This is a genomic window from Streptomyces sp. NPDC020731 (assembly GCF_044334705.1).
Lineage (GTDB): Bacteria > Actinomycetota > Actinomycetes > Streptomycetales > Streptomycetaceae > Streptomyces.
In genome coordinates, this window is record NZ_JBIRTN010000011.1 from 255825 (window position 1) to 274159 (window position 18335).

The 18335-nt window shown below is 71.6% G+C and carries 16 protein-coding genes; 9 read left to right on the forward strand and 7 right to left on the reverse strand.

Annotation, left to right across the window (positions count from 1 at the left end):
* Window positions 1-5 precede the first annotated feature (5 nt).
* Together ACH4VX_RS19430 and ACH4VX_RS19435 are read left to right on the forward strand one after the other, a co-directional pair.
* A complete protein-coding gene (locus ACH4VX_RS19430; protein WP_398368625.1) occupies window positions 6-716 on the forward strand; it encodes a 4'-phosphopantetheinyl transferase family protein in 711 nt (236 codons plus the stop codon).
* A gap of 37 nt (window positions 717-753) precedes the next feature.
* The gene (locus ACH4VX_RS19435) at window positions 754-2055 is read left to right on the forward strand and encodes an NAD(P)/FAD-dependent oxidoreductase (protein ID WP_398368626.1); all 1302 of its coding nucleotides are present in this window, start codon (window positions 754-756) and stop codon (window positions 2053-2055) included.
* A 6-nt stretch (window positions 2056-2061) separates the two neighbouring features.
* Here the strand turns inward: ACH4VX_RS19435 and ACH4VX_RS19440 are convergent, their stop codons facing one another.
* Window positions 2062-2727, reverse strand: a complete 666-nt coding sequence (locus tag ACH4VX_RS19440; RefSeq protein WP_398368627.1) for a MerR family transcriptional regulator — start codon at window positions 2725-2727, stop codon at window positions 2062-2064.
* Between the two features lie 101 nt (window positions 2728-2828).
* On the opposite strand from ACH4VX_RS19440, the gene ACH4VX_RS19445 reads away from it, so the two are divergent.
* From ACH4VX_RS19445 to ACH4VX_RS19475, 7 genes are all read left to right on the forward strand, one after another.
* Entirely contained in the window at window positions 2829-3251 is a 423-nt protein-coding gene (locus ACH4VX_RS19445) for a DUF3291 domain-containing protein (RefSeq protein ID WP_398368628.1), read from the forward strand.
* A 72-nt stretch (window positions 3252-3323) separates the two neighbouring features.
* Window positions 3324-4820, forward strand: a complete 1497-nt coding sequence (locus tag ACH4VX_RS19450; protein ID WP_398368629.1) for an MFS transporter — start codon at window positions 3324-3326, stop codon at window positions 4818-4820.
* A 98-nt stretch (window positions 4821-4918) separates the two neighbouring features.
* Entirely contained in the window at window positions 4919-6130 is a 1212-nt protein-coding gene (locus ACH4VX_RS19455; RefSeq protein WP_398368630.1) for a sensor histidine kinase, read from the forward strand.
* Window positions 6131-6230: 100 nt separating this feature from the next.
* Window positions 6231-6851 carry a response regulator gene (locus ACH4VX_RS19460; RefSeq protein WP_398368631.1) on the forward strand — a complete coding sequence of 207 codons (621 nt, stop codon included), beginning with the start codon at window positions 6231-6233 and terminating at the stop codon, window positions 6849-6851.
* A gap of 145 nt (window positions 6852-6996) precedes the next feature.
* Entirely contained in the window at window positions 6997-8742 is a 1746-nt protein-coding gene (locus tag ACH4VX_RS19465; protein ID WP_398368632.1) for a hypothetical protein, read from the forward strand.
* On the forward strand, window positions 8739-10055 hold the full coding sequence (locus ACH4VX_RS19470; RefSeq protein WP_398368633.1) for a hypothetical protein: 1317 nt from the start codon (window positions 8739-8741) through the stop codon (window positions 10053-10055). Before ACH4VX_RS19465 ends, ACH4VX_RS19470 begins: the two co-directional genes overlap by 4 nt.
* A 3-nt stretch (window positions 10056-10058) precedes the next feature.
* Window positions 10059-11714, forward strand: a complete 1656-nt coding sequence (locus ACH4VX_RS19475; RefSeq protein ID WP_398368634.1) for a nitrite/sulfite reductase — start codon at window positions 10059-10061, stop codon at window positions 11712-11714.
* A gap of 465 nt (window positions 11715-12179) precedes the next feature.
* Here the strand turns inward: ACH4VX_RS19475 and ACH4VX_RS19480 are convergent, their stop codons facing one another.
* From ACH4VX_RS19480 to ACH4VX_RS19505, 6 genes are read right to left on the reverse strand one after another with little or no spacing between them, the layout of a single operon-like run.
* A complete protein-coding gene (locus ACH4VX_RS19480; protein ID WP_398368635.1) occupies window positions 12180-13070 on the reverse strand; it encodes an ABC transporter permease in 891 nt (296 codons plus the stop codon).
* Window positions 13057-13866 carry an ABC transporter ATP-binding protein gene (locus ACH4VX_RS19485; protein ID WP_398368636.1) on the reverse strand — a complete coding sequence of 270 codons (810 nt, stop codon included), beginning with the start codon at window positions 13864-13866 and terminating at the stop codon, window positions 13057-13059. The genes ACH4VX_RS19480 and ACH4VX_RS19485 overlap by 14 nt, the downstream gene beginning before the upstream one ends.
* A gap of 49 nt (window positions 13867-13915) precedes the next feature.
* Window positions 13916-15007, reverse strand: coding sequence for an ABC transporter substrate-binding protein (locus tag ACH4VX_RS19490; protein WP_398368637.1), 1092 nt, complete (start codon window positions 15005-15007; stop codon window positions 13916-13918).
* The gene (locus tag ACH4VX_RS19495; protein ID WP_398368638.1) at window positions 15004-16326 is read right to left on the reverse strand and encodes a sulfate adenylyltransferase subunit 1; all 1323 of its coding nucleotides are present in this window, start codon (window positions 16324-16326) and stop codon (window positions 15004-15006) included. The genes ACH4VX_RS19490 and ACH4VX_RS19495 overlap by 4 nt, the downstream gene beginning before the upstream one ends.
* Window positions 16326-17237, reverse strand: a complete 912-nt coding sequence (gene cysD, locus ACH4VX_RS19500) for a sulfate adenylyltransferase subunit CysD (RefSeq protein WP_398368639.1) — start codon at window positions 17235-17237, stop codon at window positions 16326-16328. Before cysD ends, ACH4VX_RS19495 begins: the two co-directional genes overlap by 1 nt.
* Window positions 17234-17917, reverse strand: coding sequence for a phosphoadenylyl-sulfate reductase (locus ACH4VX_RS19505; protein WP_398368640.1), 684 nt, complete (start codon window positions 17915-17917; stop codon window positions 17234-17236). Before ACH4VX_RS19505 ends, cysD begins: the two co-directional genes overlap by 4 nt.
* Window positions 17918-18335: the final 418 nt, after the last annotated feature.

Consider the following 18335-nt stretch of genomic DNA (forward strand, 5'->3'; position numbering starts at 1 on the left):
CCCCGATGGCCGACCTGTGGACGCTGCCCGAGCAGCAGGTGCCCGAACTCGCCCACCACCTGGGTGGTTTGGAGCTGCTGGACCCTCAGGAGCGGGCGCGTCACGACCGGCTCCGCACGCCCGAGGCGCGCCGCCGTTTCCTGGGCGGGCGTCTGCTGTGCCGGACGGCGCTCACCGCCCGCACCGGGCTGCCGGCGGACACCTGGCGCTTCGTCCGCACCCGGTACGGACGTCCGGAACTCGAGGAGGACCACGGCGGTCTGCGCTTCAACCTGTCCCACACCGACGGTCTGATCGCCTGTGTGGTCACCCGGGGGCAGGCCTGCGGCGTGGACGTGGAGCGGGTGCCCTTCGACCGCACCACGGCCCGGCTGCTGCACGACCGTTTCGACGACACGCAGCGGGCGGCGCTGTCCGCCGCCCCGGACCGGCTCACGGCCCTGAGCGAGCTGTGGGTCCTGACGGAGGCCTACGTGAAAGGGCTCGGCACCGGACTGGCCCACGGCGTGCGGGGGCTGCGGTTCGACCCCTGCGGCTCCGGGCGGTTCACCGTGACCGACGTACGGCGCCCGGCCTCCGGCCGCCGCTGGCGCGTCGACCTGCTGCGCCCGGTCTCCGGCCATCTGCTGGCCGTCGCGGTGGACGGCGGGACGGCCCCACCGCACCACCACGACCTGGGCGCGGACCCCGCGCTGCCGGGACACCCCGCCCCCTGACTCCCTGATGACCGTTACGCACTCGGAAGGACCTCCCATGCCACAGCACACCCCGCCGACCGTCGCCGTGATCGGTTCCGGCCCCGCCGGACTGTCCGCCGCCTACCACCTGCGCGACCGCGCCCGGATCACCGTCTTCGAACGCGAGAACCGCCCCGGCGGCCACGCCCACACCGTGGAGGTGGAGGAGAACGGCCGGGTCATCGGTCTGGACACCGCGTTCATCGTCTTCAACCGCCGCTTCTACCCCCAGCTGTGCGGCTTCTTCGACGACCTCGGGGTCGAGACCGTCGCCCACCCCGGCGGCTTCACCTTCTTCGACCTCGACAGCGGCCTCGAGTACGGCACCGCCGAACTCGAACTCGACGAGGCGGCCGTCGAGGAGCGCTACGCCGAGCGCCACCCCGGGTTCCCGGACGTCTGGCGGGAGGTGCGCCGCTTCCACGAGGAGAGCCGCCGTGACTTCGCCCGCGGGCGCGCCGACATGTCGATGGGCGCCTACCTGGACCGGGGCGGATACAGCCAGGAGTTCCGCCACTCCTACCTGATCATGCTCTGCTCCGCCGTCTGGTCGGTGCCGGCGGAGCTGGTCTGGGAGATGCCGGCGGCCACCGTGATCGCCTTCTTCGTCGGCCACGACGAGGGCGGCCTCGGCGGCCGGCGCGTCGACTGGCGCACGGTGGGCGGCGGTTCGATCTCCTACGTCCGCAAGGCGCTCGCCGCGACCGGCCCCGACCTGCGGGTCTCGGAGCCCGCCACCGCCGTACGGCAGGGGCCCGACGGTGTCTCCGTGACCACCGCGTCCGGCACCACGTCCTTCGACTACGCGATCGTGGCCACCCACGCCGACGAGGCCCACGCCCTGCTGGAGAACCCCACCCCCGCGCAGCGGACGGCGCTGGAGGGGATCCGCTACAGCCGTTCCAAGGTGGTGCTGCACACCGACCCGTCGCTGATGCCCACCGACCGGGAGGGCTGGCTGGCCTGGAACTACGGCAAGGTCCGCACGGACGGCGAGACCCGCTGCTTCGTCACGTACTACCTGAACCGGCTGCAGGACTTCACGGCGGAGCAGGACTACTTCGTCACCCTGGACCCGCCGCGTCCGGTCGCCCCCGGGACGGTGATCGCCGAGTTCGACTACACCCACCCGGTGATCGACATGGCGCTGCGCGAGCGGCAGTCGGTGATCCACGAGGCGAACGAGGGCACGCGGGTGAAGCTGGCCGGGTCGTACTTCCACTCCAAGGAGCTCGGACCGGACCTGATCGGTTCCCACGAAGCCGCGTTCTCGGCCGGGGCGGCCGCCGCGGCCCGGCTCATCGGCGAACTGTCCTGATCCCTCTCACGCCGCCCCTTCCCCGTCGGCGCTGCCGCTGAACAGGCGGGCCGACTTGTCCTCCTGGGCGAGGCGGCGGAGGGCGAGCAGGGCCGGTTCCAGGAGGACCGAGACCAGAACGGCGCGTTCGGCCAGCTCCAGCAGGCCGGACGCGCCGTTCATCTGTTTGACGTCCAGCTCCGAGATACGGTCCGTCAGCCGCGCGTACGGCAGCAGGGACCGCCAGTCGATGTCCGAGTCCACGTCGGACAGCGCGTCCAGGACGTCACCGAGGGACTGGACGGCCGCGGTACCGGGGGACACCTCCCAGCCCATCTCGGTGATCAGCCTGCGCGCGTCGGTGACGCCTGCCGTCTCGCCCCCGGCGGCTTCCTCCTGTGCCTGTTTCCGCAGCTGGGTGGCCGGCCGGGCGTCGATCACGATGCCGAAGATCTGGTGCAGGTCGCCCTCCTCCGTGATGGCGCCCAGAATCTCCTTCACCGCGCTCACCGACAGCCGCCGCACGCCGACCAGGGTGCGGATCAGCCGCAGGCGCCGCAGGTGCTCCTCGCCGTAGTCGGCCTGGTTGGCCGCCGTGGTCAGTTGTCCCTGGGGCAGCAGACCGTCCCGGAGGTAGTACTTGATCGTGGGGATGGACACCCCACTGCGGCGGCTGAGCTCCGAGATCTTCATCGAACTCCACTTACGTTCTGGTACCCACTGGATAACGGATAACGGATCGCGCTACTATCCATTATGAGCTTAGCCGGTCTCTCCAGGAAGGTGGGCGTCGCATGCCGACTCTCGGCTGGATCACCCCTCACCCCGCACCCCCGCACACGCGGGTCTTCGTCATGGCGTCGCGTTTCGAGCTGAAGTCCCTGTCGGACGTGCCTCGATTCCTGATCCACTCCCTGCGCTCCTGGAGCCAGGTGAAGACCGCACGCGGCGTGTACGGAGCCTCTCTCGTCGCACAGCCGTTCCGGCGGACCTTCTTCACCCTGTCGGCCTGGGAGGACCGCGGCACGCTGTACACGTACGCGAAGACCGACCCGCACGGCGAGGCGATGCGGGCGTCGCGGTCGGCCTGCCGGCGCTCGACCTTCGTCTACTGGGAGGCGGACTCCGCCGAACTGCCGATCACCTGGGACGAGGCCAAGCGGCGGCTGGACGTCAAGGCGCGCGAGGACGCCGCCCAGAGCGGCCACGCCACCTGACCCCTCCCTCCCCCCTCGTCCCACCCCGGCCTTTTCCACCCTCACGCGGGTTCGCACCATGGAGGTTTTGTCATGAGCACAATCAATACTGGGGAGGGCGGCGCCGTGCCCCGGTCCTCCGTCCCGGGCAGCGGGGACCGCCGGCGGCCCTTATGGCTGGTCATCGTCGCGTGCAGCGTGCCGATGTTCATGGTCGCGCTGGACAACCTGGTGGTGTCGACCGCGCTGCGGACCATGGCCGTCGACCTGGAGGCGTCCACCGCGGACCTGCAGTGGTTCGTCAACGCCTACGTCCTCAGCTTCGCCTGTCTGCTGCTGACCGGGGCGGCCCTGGGCGACCGGTTCGGCCGGCGCCGGGTCTTCGTGGCCGGCATCGCCCTGTTCACCCTGGCCTCGATCGGCTGCGGCCTCGCCGACAGCAGTGAGCAGCTCATCCTCATGCGGGTGCTGCAGGGGCTCGGCGCCTCGGCCGTGATGCCGCTCTCGCTGACGCTGCTCGCCGAGGAGGTTCCGGACAAGAAGCGCAACCTGGCCCTCGGACTGTGGTCCGCGGTCAGCGGCCTGGCCGTGGCGCTCGGGCCCGTGGTGGGCGGCGCGGTGGTCGACGGCCTCGACTGGCAGTGGATCTTCTGGATCAACGTCCCGGTGTGCCTGGTGGCGATCCCGCTGGTGTTCTCCGTGCTCAAGGAGAGCTCGCTGGCCGGCACCCGGCTCGACCTGCTCGGCATGCTCCTCGCCACCACCGGTCTCCTCGCGGTCGTCTGGGCGATCGTCAACGGCGAGGAGGAGGGCTGGAGTTCGGGCGTCATCCTGTCGGCGTTCGCCGGTGGCGCCGTCCTGCTGACCCTGTTCGTGCTGTGGGAGCGCCGCGCGAGCCACCCGCTGCTTCCGCTGTCCTTCTACCGCGAGCGGGCCTTCGTCTTCTCCAACCTGGTCTCCGCGAGCATGTACTTCGGCGTCTTCGGGTCGATCTTCCTGCTGTCGCAGTTCTTCCAGATCGCCCCGGTGCGCACCCCTCTGGAAGCCGGTGTGCTCACCCTGGCCTGGACCCTGATGCCGATGTTCGTCGCGCCGGTCGCCGGTGCCCTGACCGACAAGGTGGGCGGCGGACGGCTGATGGCCCTCGGCCTCTTCCTCCAGGCGATCGGACTGGCCTGGATCAATCTGGTGGCCACGTCGGACACCCCGTACTCACGTATGGTCGGCGCCATGGTCGTCGCGGGTATCGGCATGGGCCTCGTCTTCGCCCCGACCGCGGCGGTGGTGCTGGGCTCGGTCGGGCCGCAGCACCGGGGCAAGGCGTCCGGCGCCAACAACACCGTCCGCGAGATCGGTGGCGCCCTCGGCACCGCCATCCTGAGCAGCGTCTTCGTGCACTACGGCGACGACCGTACGGCTCAGGGCTTCGTCGACGGCATGAAGCCGGGCATCTGGATCGGCGTCGCCGTGGTCCTCGTGGGTGCCCTGTGCGCCCTCGCGATTCCGCGCCCGCGGCCCGGACAGGACACACCGGCCCCGACGACCGCGGAACGGGAACCCGACCGGACTCCCAGCTCGGCGACCCCGTAGATTCAGCCGCCGTTCCTCCGGGAGCGGCGGCCGGCCGGTGAATTCCGCGCTCGAAACCGCTGAGGAAGAACTTCGAATCGGGGGTCAGGGGATCTGTGATGCAGCTGTTGTCATCCTGTCGCGCCAACGGACTCTGTCAGCCGGGCGTCAGCCGTCTGCTGGGTCTGCTGATCACCGCCACGCTCGCCGTATCGGTGCTGGTCCACAGCGCCCTGAGGGACAGAACCCACCCCGCGACAGAGGTGGTGGTGGTTCCGCTGCTGGCCGGCGTGCTGCTGGCGCTCCAGGTGGGCGTCTTCGTCACACAGCGCTCCGGACGTGACGGCAGGCCGGCCCGCGGCGCCGCCGCGCTCGTCTGCCAGTTCCTGATCGTCGCGCTGTCCGTCGAGGTGCTCGACGCGGAGTTCTGCGTCCTCGCCGGCTATCTGGCGGGAACCCTGCCGCTGGTGCTGCCGGCCCGGTACGCCTGGCCGCTCTTCGCACTCGTGGTGATCACCGGCCCCGTCGCCGCCACCCGCGCGGACGGCTCGCCCGTCCATCTCCTCTCCATGGCTCTCGGTCTCCTGCTCACCGGACTCATGGCCTTCACCCTCTCCAGCACCATGCTGGTGGTCCGTCATCTCAGGCAGTACCGGGAGGAGTTCGCCCGGGCCGCCGTCCAGAACGAGCAGTCCCGCTTCGCCCGCGATCTGCACGACCTGCTCGGCCACACCCTCTCGGCGCTGACGATGCGCGCCGAACTGCTGCACCGCACCTTCCAGTCCCGCCCGGAGCTGGCCGCCGCGCAGACCGACCAACTCCTGCGTACGGCACGGCAGTCGATGGTCGAGATACGGATGGCCGTGCGCGGCTACCGGGAACTGCCGTTGTTCAGCGAGGTGCGGGCCGCGGCCTCGCTGCTGAACGCCGTGGGCATCGACGTCACGCTCCGGGTGACCGCGCTGCCGTCGCGCGGTGAGGCCGGCACCGCCCTCGCCGCGGTCCTGCGGGAGTCCGTCACCAATATGCTGCGGCACAGCGACGTCACACACTGCGCCGTCCTGCTGACCGGCGGACCCGGCACCGTACGGCTGGAGGTCATCAACGACGGCGCCACCCGCGCGGTCCGCCGTACGTCGCGCGAGGGCGGCAGTGGCCTGGGCAATCTCACCCAGCGCGTGACCGCCCTCGGCGGCACCCTGGAGAGCCGGCACTCCCCCGGCGGAACGTTCCGACTGGTGGCCGTCGTACCGACCACCGCCGTGCCCGTGCCACCCGGGGCGGCCACGCATCTGCAAACCGTCATGGCCGGACTGGCCAACGTGGCGTAACACCGCGCTTCCGCCGGAATACCGACCGCAGCTTTCGCCGACATGTTCACGCCCCGCATGTCTATGATTCTGGCCAAGGCCGGGACAGTCTGCGGGGGGGATGTGTGTGATACGTGTTCTCTTGGCGGAGGATGTGCAGATGGTGCGGGAGGCGTTGGCCGCGCTGCTCGAACTGGAGGACGACATCCGGGTGGTGGCCGAGGTCGGCTCCGGGGAGGACGTCCTCGACGCGGCCAAGGGCACTCGTCCCGACCTCGTGATCGTGGACGTCAACATGCCCGGCCTCGACGGACTCACCGCGGCCGAACGGCTGCGCGACCAACTGCCCGACTCCCGCATCCTGGTGCTGACGGTGCTGGACGCGCCCAACGTCCTGCGCCGCGCGCAGGACGTCCGGGTGGACGGCTACCTCATCAAGAACGCCCCGGTGGAGCATCTCGTCAAGGCCGTACGCCAGATCATGGCCGGCGAGCGCGTCATCTCACCGGAGCTGGCGCTGGCCGCCTGGGAGGGCCAGGCGAGCCCGCTCACGGCGCGCGAGGCCGATGTGCTCCGGCTCGCGGCGGCCGGGGCGGAGACGGCCGAGATCGCCGAGCACCTGCACCTTTCACCGGGCACCGTGCGCAACTACATGACGACCATCGTCGCCAAACTCGACGCGCGTAACCGCCTCGACGCCATCCGCATCGCGCGCGACGCGGGTTGGCTCCTCAACTCCTGAACCTCCGCCCGCGCGCTTCCGAACTCCCGGAAATCGGCCGGAAGTCGCGCCCGATCGCAGCGTCAGTGACACGTCAGCGGGCTTTGGGAAGGTACCGGCGCCAGTTCGGACACCACCACCGCTCCGCGAGAGGAGCACCCGCGACGTGCGACGATTCAGCCTCGGACGGCCAGGCAGAACATCCCGCCTGGCCGTCTGTCTCACCGCGGCCGGCCTGACCGCTGCCCTGCTGACAGGGTCCGGCAACGCCACCGCATCACCCGAACCCGAGCGGACGACGTCGAAGTTCACCGGCAACGACGGCGTCACCTACACGGCCACCAACAACCTGCTGCCCGCCGCCGGCGGGCCGGGGCGCGAGTGGATGCTCACCTGGGCCGGTTCGGCGGACCCCGCCAAGCCCGACTTCCTCGCCGTCGTCGACGCCACCCGCGGCTCGCGGACGTACGGCAAGGTCGTCAACACCGTCACCATCGGCCCGGGCCTGTCCAACGAGGCCCACCACATGCAGTACGTGTGGCACAAGGGCGACCGCCTCTTCGCGGGCGGCCTGCTGTCGGACACCGTCTTCGTCTTCGACACCAAGGCGCTGCCGGCCCTGAAGCTGGCGGGCGTGAACTCGACGGTCGACACGCCCTGCGGCACCGCGCCCGACGCGTTCCAGGTGCTGCGCGACGGCACCGCGTACGCCACCTACCTCGGCGGACCCGACGTGCCCGGCCCCTGTACCTACACCAACGGTGAGGTCCGGGTGGGCAACGGCGCGGCGGGATCGCCCGGCGAGATCGTCCGGATGGACGAGAACGGCCAGACGATCGCCGAGATCCCCGCGGCCCTCGCCGAGGGCGAGGACCCCGAGCAGTGCGACAACGTGCCGAAGCTGGAGAAGGCCACCTGCGCCAACCCGCACGGCATCATGGTCAGCGAAGAGCGCAACATCATGGTGGCGAGCGACTTCGTCGAGGCGCGCCACTTCCTGAGCCCCAAGCTGCCCGACCAGTCGAGCCTCGCGCGCCAGACGGTCCGCGTCTGGGACATCACCAACCGCGACGACCCCGAGCTGCTCTCCGTCAGCAAGATGCCCGACGGACCCCGCGCCGCGCGCGAGAAGCAGAAGATGTGGCACGAGTCGCGGGTCGTCATGGAGCCGGCGCTGCCCCACAAGAAGCACCACAAGGGCGCGTTCGCCTCGTCCATGCTGGGCGGAGCGATCTTCTACGCGCCTGATGTGACGGTGCCCAACCCCAAGTGGCGCGAGGTCTTCGACGACACCACGGCCTACCGCAAGGCAGGTGCCGACCGGGACGTCACCGGCGCCGGCGACGCGGGCAGCTGGCTGATGGTCAGCCCCGACGACCGGTACCTGTTCCACACGGTCATGGGCCAGTCGACGCCGTACGGCGCGCCGCTGGACAAGACCACCGGCATGGTCTACGTGCTGGACATCCGCAAGCTGCTGGCCGCGGGCGACAACCCCAAGTGCGACATCGACTCGATCCACGAGGCCTACCGCGGCGGCAAGGAGCGGGACTGCCCGGCGGTGACCTCCGCCATGCCGATCCGCGACACCACCGACGGCGGCCCGCACTGGGGCGCCATGGACAACTTCAAGCAGGTGCGCGGCGGCCTCTACAAGGAGACGGAGCGCGTCAGCCGCATCGCCACCTCGAACTACTTCATCGCCGGCTCCTTCAGTGGTGACGGCAACCACGAGGTGTGCATGTACGACCTCAGCGGGTCGGGCAAGCTGCGCCAGGACACCCGGTTCCGGGACGAGAACACCGGCAAGCCCTGCGTGGACTTCGACCGGACGTCGTGGCCGCACGGCGACACCGGACCGGCCCGCCCGCACGGGATCCTGTTCACCGTCAGCGACAGCGTGCTGAAGTGACCGGGTCCGCCGAAACTCAGGTGCCCGCCGCCAATCCCCCGGGCGGCGGGCACCTGGCCCATGTCCAGGAGTCGTCGGCCGGGGGGACGCTGCCGCTGCTCGCACTCGCCGCCGTCGTGGGGCTGGTGTGCGTCGGGGTCCTGGTCCAACGGAAGACGCTGCCGCGCCTCTACCTCTTCGCCTCCGGCGCCCTGTGCGTCCTGGTGGTCTCGTTCGTCCTGGGCGCGGCCCTGCGCCCGGGGAACGTGCCGCGGAGCACGGCGGCGCACGGCACGGCCCACGGCGCGAACGCGGTGGCCGACAAGCCGTCCCGGCCCGGAACCCCGGTGCTGCGGACGCTGCACCTGGGCGGCAAGCAGGTGGGCGTCCTCGTGGTGCCCGGCCGTCCCGGCCGCAACCTGGTGGGGATCGGCGCGGCCGACGCCAGGGCCGGAACCGCCACCGGCGCTCTGCGGGAGGGGCGGCGGCAGTCCGGCAGCGCCCAGACCTGGGTCTCCGTGGACCTGCCCGAGGGCAGCAGCACGCTGCGGGTGTCCGCGGGCGGCGACACGGGATCGCTGACCGTGGACACCGGGGACGAACGCCCGGCGACACCAAGGGCGCTGACGTCCGACGACGCACCCGAGTGCGCCGCGTCGGCCGCCGGGGCGCTGATCGCCGGCGCGAACCGGCCGCTCACCGCCTGCCCGTCCGACGCGCTCACCGCCGAGGACGCCGCCGCGCTGCGCGCCACGGTCCGCTTCCTCGCCGACCGCGACACCACCTCCATGGGCCTGGTCTCCGACGACTCGCCGCGCGGCAGGGAGGCCGCCGCCGCCGTCCGCTCGGCGGCCCGGCAGGAGGGCGTCACCGTCACCGCGCCCGGCAAGGACCGCCCGGTGCTGGTCACCACGGGGTGGGCCGGGGCCACGACGGTGGCCGACGCCGTGGAGAGCGGGAGGACCCGCGCTCAGGGCGTCTATCTCGCCCCCTGGCTGCTGGCCCGTTCGGTGCTGACCCCGAGCGCCGGCCAGTTGATACCACTGCGGTTCACACCGCGTACGAAGGAGGCCATGGCGTACGCCGAGGCACTGGCCGCGCGACTGCCCGGCGAGTACCCCTCCGGCAGCGGATACGAGGCCTGGCAGCGGGCCCGCGGCGAGCAGCCGGCACCGCGGCCCCGGCTCTACGCCGCCTCCACCGCCTACGTTCCCGGAACCATGATCTCCGCGGACGGCGGGAGCACGGGCGGACACCATCACGGAGCGTCCGGCGCCGACTGGCTGCCGTCGGGAATGATCTCGCCGGTCAGCGGCCCGATGAGGGAGGGATGAGCAATGACCCGGGACCGCAAGCGCGTCGACGGCCAGTGGGCACTCGGCGAACGGGAACCGCTCAACGCCAACGAACGGTTCAAGCAGGCCGAGGATCCGCTGCTGGTGCGGGAACGCATCGAGAAGGTCTACGCGCGGGAGGGCTTCGCCTCCATTCACCCGGACGATCTGCGGGGCAGGTTCCGCTGGTGGGGGCTCTACACCCAGCGGCGGCCCGGCATCGACGGCGGGCGCACCGCGACCCTCGCCCCGGAGGAGCTCGACGACGAGTACTTCATGCTCCGGGTGCGCGTCGACGGGGGCGGGCTGAACATCGCCCAGCTCCGCGAGATCGCGGCACTGTCCACCGAGTTCGGGCGGGACACCGCCGACATCACCGACCGGCAGAACATCCAGTTCCACTGGATCCGCATCGAGGACGTGCCCGAGATCTGGCGCCGGCTGGAGGCGGTGGGGCTGTCCACCACGGAGGCCTGCGGGGACTGCCCGCGCGTCATCCTGGGCAGCCCGGTCGCCGGGGTGAGCGCCGACGAGGTGCTGGACGCCACCCCCGCGATCCAGGAGATCACCGAGCGCTTCATCGGTGACCCGTCGCTGTCCAACCTGCCGCGCAAGTTCAAGACCTCCGTGTCCTGGCTGCCCGACGTGCCCTTCCAGATCCACGACGTCTCCTTCCTCGGTGTCGAACACCCCGAGCTGGGACCGGGGTTCGACCTGTGGGTGGGCGGCGGACTGTCGACCAACCCGCGGCTCGCGGACCGGGCCGGAGCCTGGGTGCCGCTGTCCGAGGTGCCCGAGGTGTGGGCGGGGGTGGTCGGTCTGTTCCGCGACTACGGCTACCGGCGGCTGCGCAACCGGGCCCGGATGAAGTTCCTCGTCGCCGACTGGGGCGTGGAGCGGTTCCGGGAGGTGCTGGAGAAGGAGTACCTCGGACGGCGGCTGGCCGACGGGCCGGCGCCGGTGCTGCCCGCCTCGCCGGTCGACCACATCGGTGTGCACAAGCAGCGGGACGGGCTGCACTACGTCGGTGCGGCGCCGGTGGTCGGCCGGGTCTCCGGCACCCGCCTGGCCGCGCTCGCGGACGCCGCCGCGGCCCACGGTTCGGACCGGGTGCGGCTGACGCCGTACCAGAAGGTCCTGGTGCTGGACGTGGCGGACCCGGAGCCGCTGGTGCGCGACCTGGAGGCGCTCGACCTGCGGGTGGACGCCTCGCCCTGGCGGCGGGCCACCATGGCGTGCACCGGGCTCGAGTACTGCAAGCTCGCGATCGTCGAGACGAAGGCCCGTGCGGCGGAGCTGGTGACCGAGCTGGAACGGCGGCTCGGGGACCAGCGGGCGGACATCACCATCAACCTCAACGGCTGCCCGAACGCGTGCGCGCGCACGCAGGTCGCGGACATCGGCCTGAAGGGCCAGCTCCTCCCGGGCCCCGACGGCACCCAGACGGAGGGCTTCCAGGTCCACCTGGGCGGCGCGCTCTCCCTCTCGCAGGAGGACGAAGCGGCCTTCGGCCGCAAGCCCCGCGGGGTGAAGGTGCTCGCCACCGAACTCCCGGACTTCGTGGAGGGCCTGGTCCGCAGGTACCGCGCCGGCCGGGCCGACGACTCGGAAACCTTCGCCCAGTGGGTCACCCGAGCCGACGAGTCCGACCTGACCTGACCCCCCTCCAACGGCGCCCACGCCTCACCCCCGGTGAGCCGTGGGCGCCTTCGCACACCCGGAACACGCCCACCGCGGGCCGTCGCCACCGCTCCCACGGGCAGTCGTGCCGCCGCCACCGCTCCAGTCGTGCCGCCGCCGCTCCCGCGGGCAAGTCGTGCCTCCCCCAGTGCCTTGAAGGCCTGGGAGGTGCCCCCAGGGCGGCACGGGTGAGCGATGGGGGTCCCCCCGCTCGAGCGCGGCCGGGAGCGGCGGAGGCGCCCCGCAGACGCCGGGCCGCGCGAACACCCCCGTCCAGCCTCCGCACCGGGTCCCCGCACAGCGCACGTACGGCCCCCGTCGCCTGCCGGGGCGGGCAGAAGACGAAGGCCGTACATGGTGTTACCGAAGGCGGCCGCAGGCTACAGTGCACCCTCGCACCGCACTCCCGCGCCGTGAACTACGACCCCGCGGCCGCCCCCGGGCTCAACGCAACCCGCGGCTGCGCAGCACCCTGCGCTCCAGCGGGCTGAAGACCAACAGGTCGATCAGAACACCCACGGCGAGAATCAGCAGGATCCCGAAGAACACCCCGGGCAGATCGATCGCCTCCCGCGAGTTCGCCAGGTAGCGCCCCAGCCCGACCCCCAGATCCGGCGACGAGGCGATCAGCTCGGTCGCCATCAGCGACCGCCACGAGAACGCCCACCCCTGCTTCAGCCCCGCCGTATATCCCGGCAGCGCGGCCGGCAGCACGATGTACCGCGCCCCGCGCAGCCCCGTCGCCCCGATCGTCCGCCCGGCCCGCAGGTACAGCGGCGGCACCTGGTCGATGCCCGAGACCAGCCCCACCGCGATCGACGGCACCGCCCCGAGCAGGATGACCGTGTACATCGCCGCGTCGGTCAGCCCGAACCACATGATCGCCGCCGGCACCCACGCGACGGACGGCAGGGACTGCAGACCGGACAGCACGGGCCCCAGAGCCGCGCGAACGAACGGCACACGGGCCACGACCAGCCCCAGCGGCGTCCCGATGGCCAGCGCGGCCAGGAAACCCAGCAGCCCCCGCTCCAGACTGGTCCACACGATCTCGAAGAGCGTGCCCTGCCGCCACAGCGTGAGGAAACTGTCGCCGACGGCACCCGGGCCGGGCAGCCGGTCCTCGGACACCAGCCCGCCGGCGTGCAGCAGTTGCCACACCGCCAGGACGACGGCGACACCCAGGAGCGGCGGCGCGACCTTCTGCCGCAGCACCTGCCGGACCGGGACCCGGGACACCGGCACCGAGTCCAGGGAGTCCAGGCCCGCCTCCAGCCCGGCGAGTTCCTCGTCGGCGCCGGCCGGCTTCGCCGTACGGATGTCAGTGCCGCCCATGGCGTCGGATCTCCTTCCGCAGCTGGTCGGTGATCTCGGCGGACAGCTCGGCCACCGTGGGGTCCTCGATGCGGCGCGGCTGGGGCATGCCGATGGACCACTCGCGGGCGATCCGGCCGGGCCGGCACGACAGCAGCACGACGCGCTGCGCCAGCCGTACCGCCTCGCGCACGTTGTGCGTGACGAACAGGACGGAGACCCCCGTTTCCTGCCAGATCCGGGTCAGTTCCTCGTGCAGGACGTCGCGGGTGATGGCGTCGAGCGCGGCGAACGGCTCGTCCATCAGCAGCACGTCGGAGTCCTGCGCGAGTGCCCGGGCCAGGGCGACGCGCTGGCGCATGCCGCCGGAGAGTTCGTGGACCCGCTTGTCGTACGCGTCCTGCAGCCGCACCAGGGTCAGCAGTTCCTCCGCCCGCGTCCGTCGCTCGGGCCGGGGCACGCCCCGCAGTCTGAGCACCAGTTCGATGTTCTTGCCGGCCGTGAGCCACGGGAACAGCGCGTGTTCCTGGAACATCAGGGCGGGCCGGCCGCCGGCGACCTCGATGCGGCCCGAGGTCGGCTCGTCGAGCCCGGCCACCAGGTTCAGCAGGGTGGACTTGCCGCAACCGGAGGCCCCGAGCAGGCAGATGAACTCGCCCGGCGCGACGTCGATGCTGATGTCCTGCAGGACCGTCTGGACGCCTTCGGGCCGTACGAAGGACTTGTGGGCGCCGACCACACGGACGGCCGGTGTGCTGGGTGCGAGGCCGGCCGCGCCGGACGCAGCGTCCTTCACCGTGATCGTTGTCGGATGCACTGGGGTCAACTCCTGGGTGCGGGAACAGCGGTCGGCGCGCTGTCACGTCTCATGACACTCCGAGCCCGGCGTCGTCGGCGGGCGGCCGGCCGTCGGCCGCGCGGATCCCGTTGAGCGTGTCGAGGTCGTAGATGCCGTGCAGGTCGGGCCGTTCCATCAGCCCGGCCCGGACGGCGTGTTCGGCCTGGGTGCCGAGGGTGTCGGCCAAGGGGTCGTCGGTGAACGTGAGGGACGGCCAGGCGTCGTCGATGATCTCGTCCGGCAGCGCCTTCCCGGTCAGTTGCTTCAGCGCCGCGTTCGCGGAGTCCTTCGCCCGGCCGGGTCGCGCCTCGATCCACGCGTTGGTCCGCACCGATCCGCGGACGACCGCCTCGACGACGTCCCGGTGCTCCTTCAGGAAGCGCTGCGACACCACGAGGTTGGTGATCACGAACTTCTGGTCCGGCCACAGGCTCGCCTCGTCCAGCAGCACCTTCGCACCCTCGGCGACCAGCAGGGAGGCCGTGGGTTCCGGGACCCAGGCCCCGTCGATGGAGCCGGCCCTGTAGGCGGACGGCGTCAGTCTGTTGTCCGTACGCACCACGGACACGTCACCGCGTCCGGAGGCCGGGTCCACGTGCCAGCCCTGCCGGGCGATCCAGTCGAGCAGGGCCACGTCCTGGGTGTTGCCGAGCTGCGGGCTGGCGATGCGTCTGCCCTTGACGTCGGCCGTCGTCCTGATCTTCTCCGGGTCGACGACGAGCCTGACCCCGCCGGAGGTGGCCCCGGCGACGATGCGCAGGCTCCTCCCGTCCGACCGGATGAAGCTGTTGATCGCCGGCGACGGGCCGATCCAGGCGAGGTCGATCGAGCCGGCGGTCAGTGCCTCGACCGCGGCGGGGCCCGCGCCGAACGTGGTCGCCGACAGTTTCGTACCGCCGAGTTCCCGCTGGATGATCCCCTCACGCACGCCGACCAGGGCGGTGGCGTGCGTGAGGTTGGGGAAGTGGCCGACCCGCACCTCGTCCACGGACAGCTTCGGACCGGTGGGTACGGCCTCGGTGCCGGTGTCGACCCGCTCGGAGCCGTAACCGCAGCCGGCGACGACGACCAGGGCGAGCAGCCCCGCCACGACCGCGCGCAGGCGCACTGCACCGCTCATGCGCCGGGCCCTCCGGGGGCGCGTGCCGCGAAGGACTCGCCCGCCATGCCCGCGGTCAGGGTCGCGCCGTCGGCCGGGTCGATCAGCAGGAACGAGCCGGTACGGCGGGAGACGACGTAGGGGTCCAGGGCGATCGGCTCGGCGGTGCGGACCCGGATCCGGCCGATGTCGTTGGCGACCAGGTGGCCGGGCGCGGGGTGCCGGCTGAGCGGGTCGAGCGTCACCCGGCTCTCGATCTCCCGCACCACCGCCTGCACGGTCCGGGTGGTGTGCTTGAGCAGCACCTTGCGGCCCGGTACCAGCGGCTGGTCGACCAGGTGGCAGACCGTGGCCTCGAACTCCTGGGTCACCGCGGGCGCGGAGCCGGCGGGTGCGATCAGGTCGCCGCGGGAGACGTCCAGGTCGTCGGCGAGCAGCACGGTCACCGACTGCGGTGCGCGGGCCGACTCGACCCGCTCGCCCAGGAGGTCGATGCCGCTGATGACCGACCGGCGTCCCGACGGCAGGACGACGACGTCCTGGCCGACGTGCAGGCTGCCGGCGGCGACCAGCCCGGCGTAGCCACGGTAGTCGGGGTGTTCGGCGGTCTGCGGCCGGATGACGTACTGGACCGGGAAGCGGCCCGGGGCGTGGGCCGGTTCGGCCGTGACCCGGACGGTCTCCAGGTGCTCCAGCATGGTGGGGCCGCCGTACCAGTCCATGTGCGCCGAGGGCGCGACCACGTTGTCACCGTTGAGCGCCGACATGGGGACGGCGGTCACCGTGGGGACGCCGAGCTCCTGCGCGAAACCGGTGAACTCGTCGGCGATGTCCGCGAAGACGGACTCGGCGTGGCCGACCAGGTCCATCTTGTTGACCGCGAGGACCACGTGGGGCACCCGCAGCAGGGCGGCGACCGCGGCGTGCCGGCGGGTCTGCTCGACCACGCCGTGCCGGGCGTCGACGAGGACGATCACCAGTTCCGCGGTGGACGCCCCGGTGACCATGTTCCGGGTGTACTGCACGTGCCCCGGGGTGTCGGCCAGGATGAAGCTGCGCCGGGCGGTGGCGAAGTAGCGGTACGCCACGTCGATGGTGATGCCCTGCTCGCGTTCGGCGCGCAGCCCGTCGGTGAGCAGCGCCAGGTCGGGGACCTCCTGACCACGTGAGCGGGAGGCGCGCTCGACGGCCTCCAGCTGGTCGGCCAGCAGTGACTTGGAGTCGTGCAGCATCCTGCCCACCAGGGTGGACTTGCCGTCGTCGACGGAGCCGGCGGTGGCGAACCGCAGCAGGGTGGAGTGGTGTCCGGCGGTGGAGTGGTGCTCGGTGCCCAGTGTCATCAGAAGTATCCCTCGCGCTTGCGGTCCTCCATCGCGGCTTCCGACATCCGGTCGTCCGCCCGGGTGGCACCCCGCTCGGTGAGCCGTGACGCCGCGATCTCCTCGATCACCGCGTACGGATCGGCGGCGCCGGACTCCACCGCGCCCGTGCAGGACATGTCGCCGACCGTGCGGTAGCGCACGGTCCGGGTCTCCACCGGCTCCCCGTCCTTCGGCCCGCCCCAGTCCCCCGCGGTCAGCCACATGCCGCCGCGCAGGAAGACCTCGCGTTCGTGCGCGTAGTAGATGGAGGGGACCTCGATCTTCATGCGGGCGATGTACTGCCACACGTCCAACTCGGTCCAGTTGGACAGCGGGAACACCCGTACGTGTTCGCCGGGGGCGTGCCGGCCGTTGTACAGCTGCCACAGCTCCGGCCGCTGCCGGCGCGGGTCCCAGCCGCCGAACTCGTCCCGGAGGCTGAACACCCGTTCCTTGGCGCGGGCCTTCTCCTCGTCCCGGCGTCCGCCGCCGAACACCGCGTCGAAGCGGTGGGTGTGGATCGCCTCGACGAGCGGCGCGGTCTGCAGGGGGTTGCGGGTGCCGTCGGGGCGCTCCTTGAGGAGACCGCGGTCGATGTGGTCCTGCACGGAGGCCACGTGCAGCCGCAGCCCGTGCTCGGCGACCGTCCGGTCGCGGTAGTCGAGGACCTCGGGGAAGTTGTGCCCGGTGTCGACGTGCAGCAGCGAGAACGGCAGCGGCGCCGGCGCGAACGCCTTCAGCGCCAGGTGCAGCATGAGGATGGAGTCCTTGCCGCCGGAGAACAGGATGACGGGGCGCTCCAACTCGCCCGCCACCTCACGGAAGATGTGCACCGCCTCGGATTCGAGTGCTTCCAGATGCCGTACGGGGATGTCTGTCTCGGTCGTCATGTGTGGAGCCCGCATTCCGTCTTGGCGCGCCCGGTCCAGCGGCCGGCCCGGGCGTCCTCGCCCGGGAGCAGCCGCCGGGTGCAGGGAGCACAGCCCACTGAGCCGTAGCCGTCCGAGAGCAATGGGTTGACCAGCACTCCGTGTTCGGCGATGTACATGTCCACGTCCTCGCGGGTCCACCGGGCGATGGGCGAGACCTTCACCTTCCGCCGCCCGGCGTCCCAGTCGACCACCGGTGTTCCGGCGCGCTGCGGCGAGTCGAACCGGCGCAGTCCGGTGACCCAGGCGTCGTACCGGGCCAGCCCTTCCTCCAGCGGTTGGACCTTGCGCAGGTCGCAGCACCGGTCGGGGTCGCGGCGGTGCAGCTCCGGCCCGTACTCGGCGTCCTGCTCGGCCACCGTCTGCCGGGGCAGCAGGGTGATGAGGTTGACGTCCAGGACGGCTTCCACCGCGTCCCGGGTACCGATGGTCTCGGGGAAGTGATAGCCGGTGTCGAGGAAGACGACGTCCACTCCCGGTGCCACCCGCGCGGCGAGATGCGCCACCACGGCGTCCTCCATCGAGGACGTGACGCACAGCCGTGAGCCGAAGGTGTCCACGGCCCAGCGCAGGATCTCCAGCGCCGGTGCCTCTTCCAGCTCCGTTCCGGCCCGGATCGCCAGTTGCTGGAGTTCGTGCATTCGTAGCCCTCTCGATACGTCCCCGGGCGAGGAGCCGAGGAAAGACAGGTGGAGAGCGCGCGTCCATGCCTCACCGGGCTGTTGAACGGCAGGCGCAGGCTAACCGGGCCGACGGACACGTCGCTGACACCGCACTGACCCCGTACCTCGAGCCGCGGTCGGCTCCCTTCGCCCAGCCCGTCGTCAGCGCCCGGTCAGTGGGTGCTGCCAGCATCCGGCTCTCGAAGGTGCCCGCGAGCGAGTAGAGAAGAGGCCCCGACATGGTGTCCACGGGAGCATCGGCGCGCCGGGCACCCGGCGCGGCGGAGGTCCGCCGGCTGGACCGGGTGATCATCAGGTTCGCGGGGGACTCGGGTGACGGTATGCAGCTCACCGGTGACCGTTTCACCTCGGAGACCGCGTCGTTCGGCAACGACCT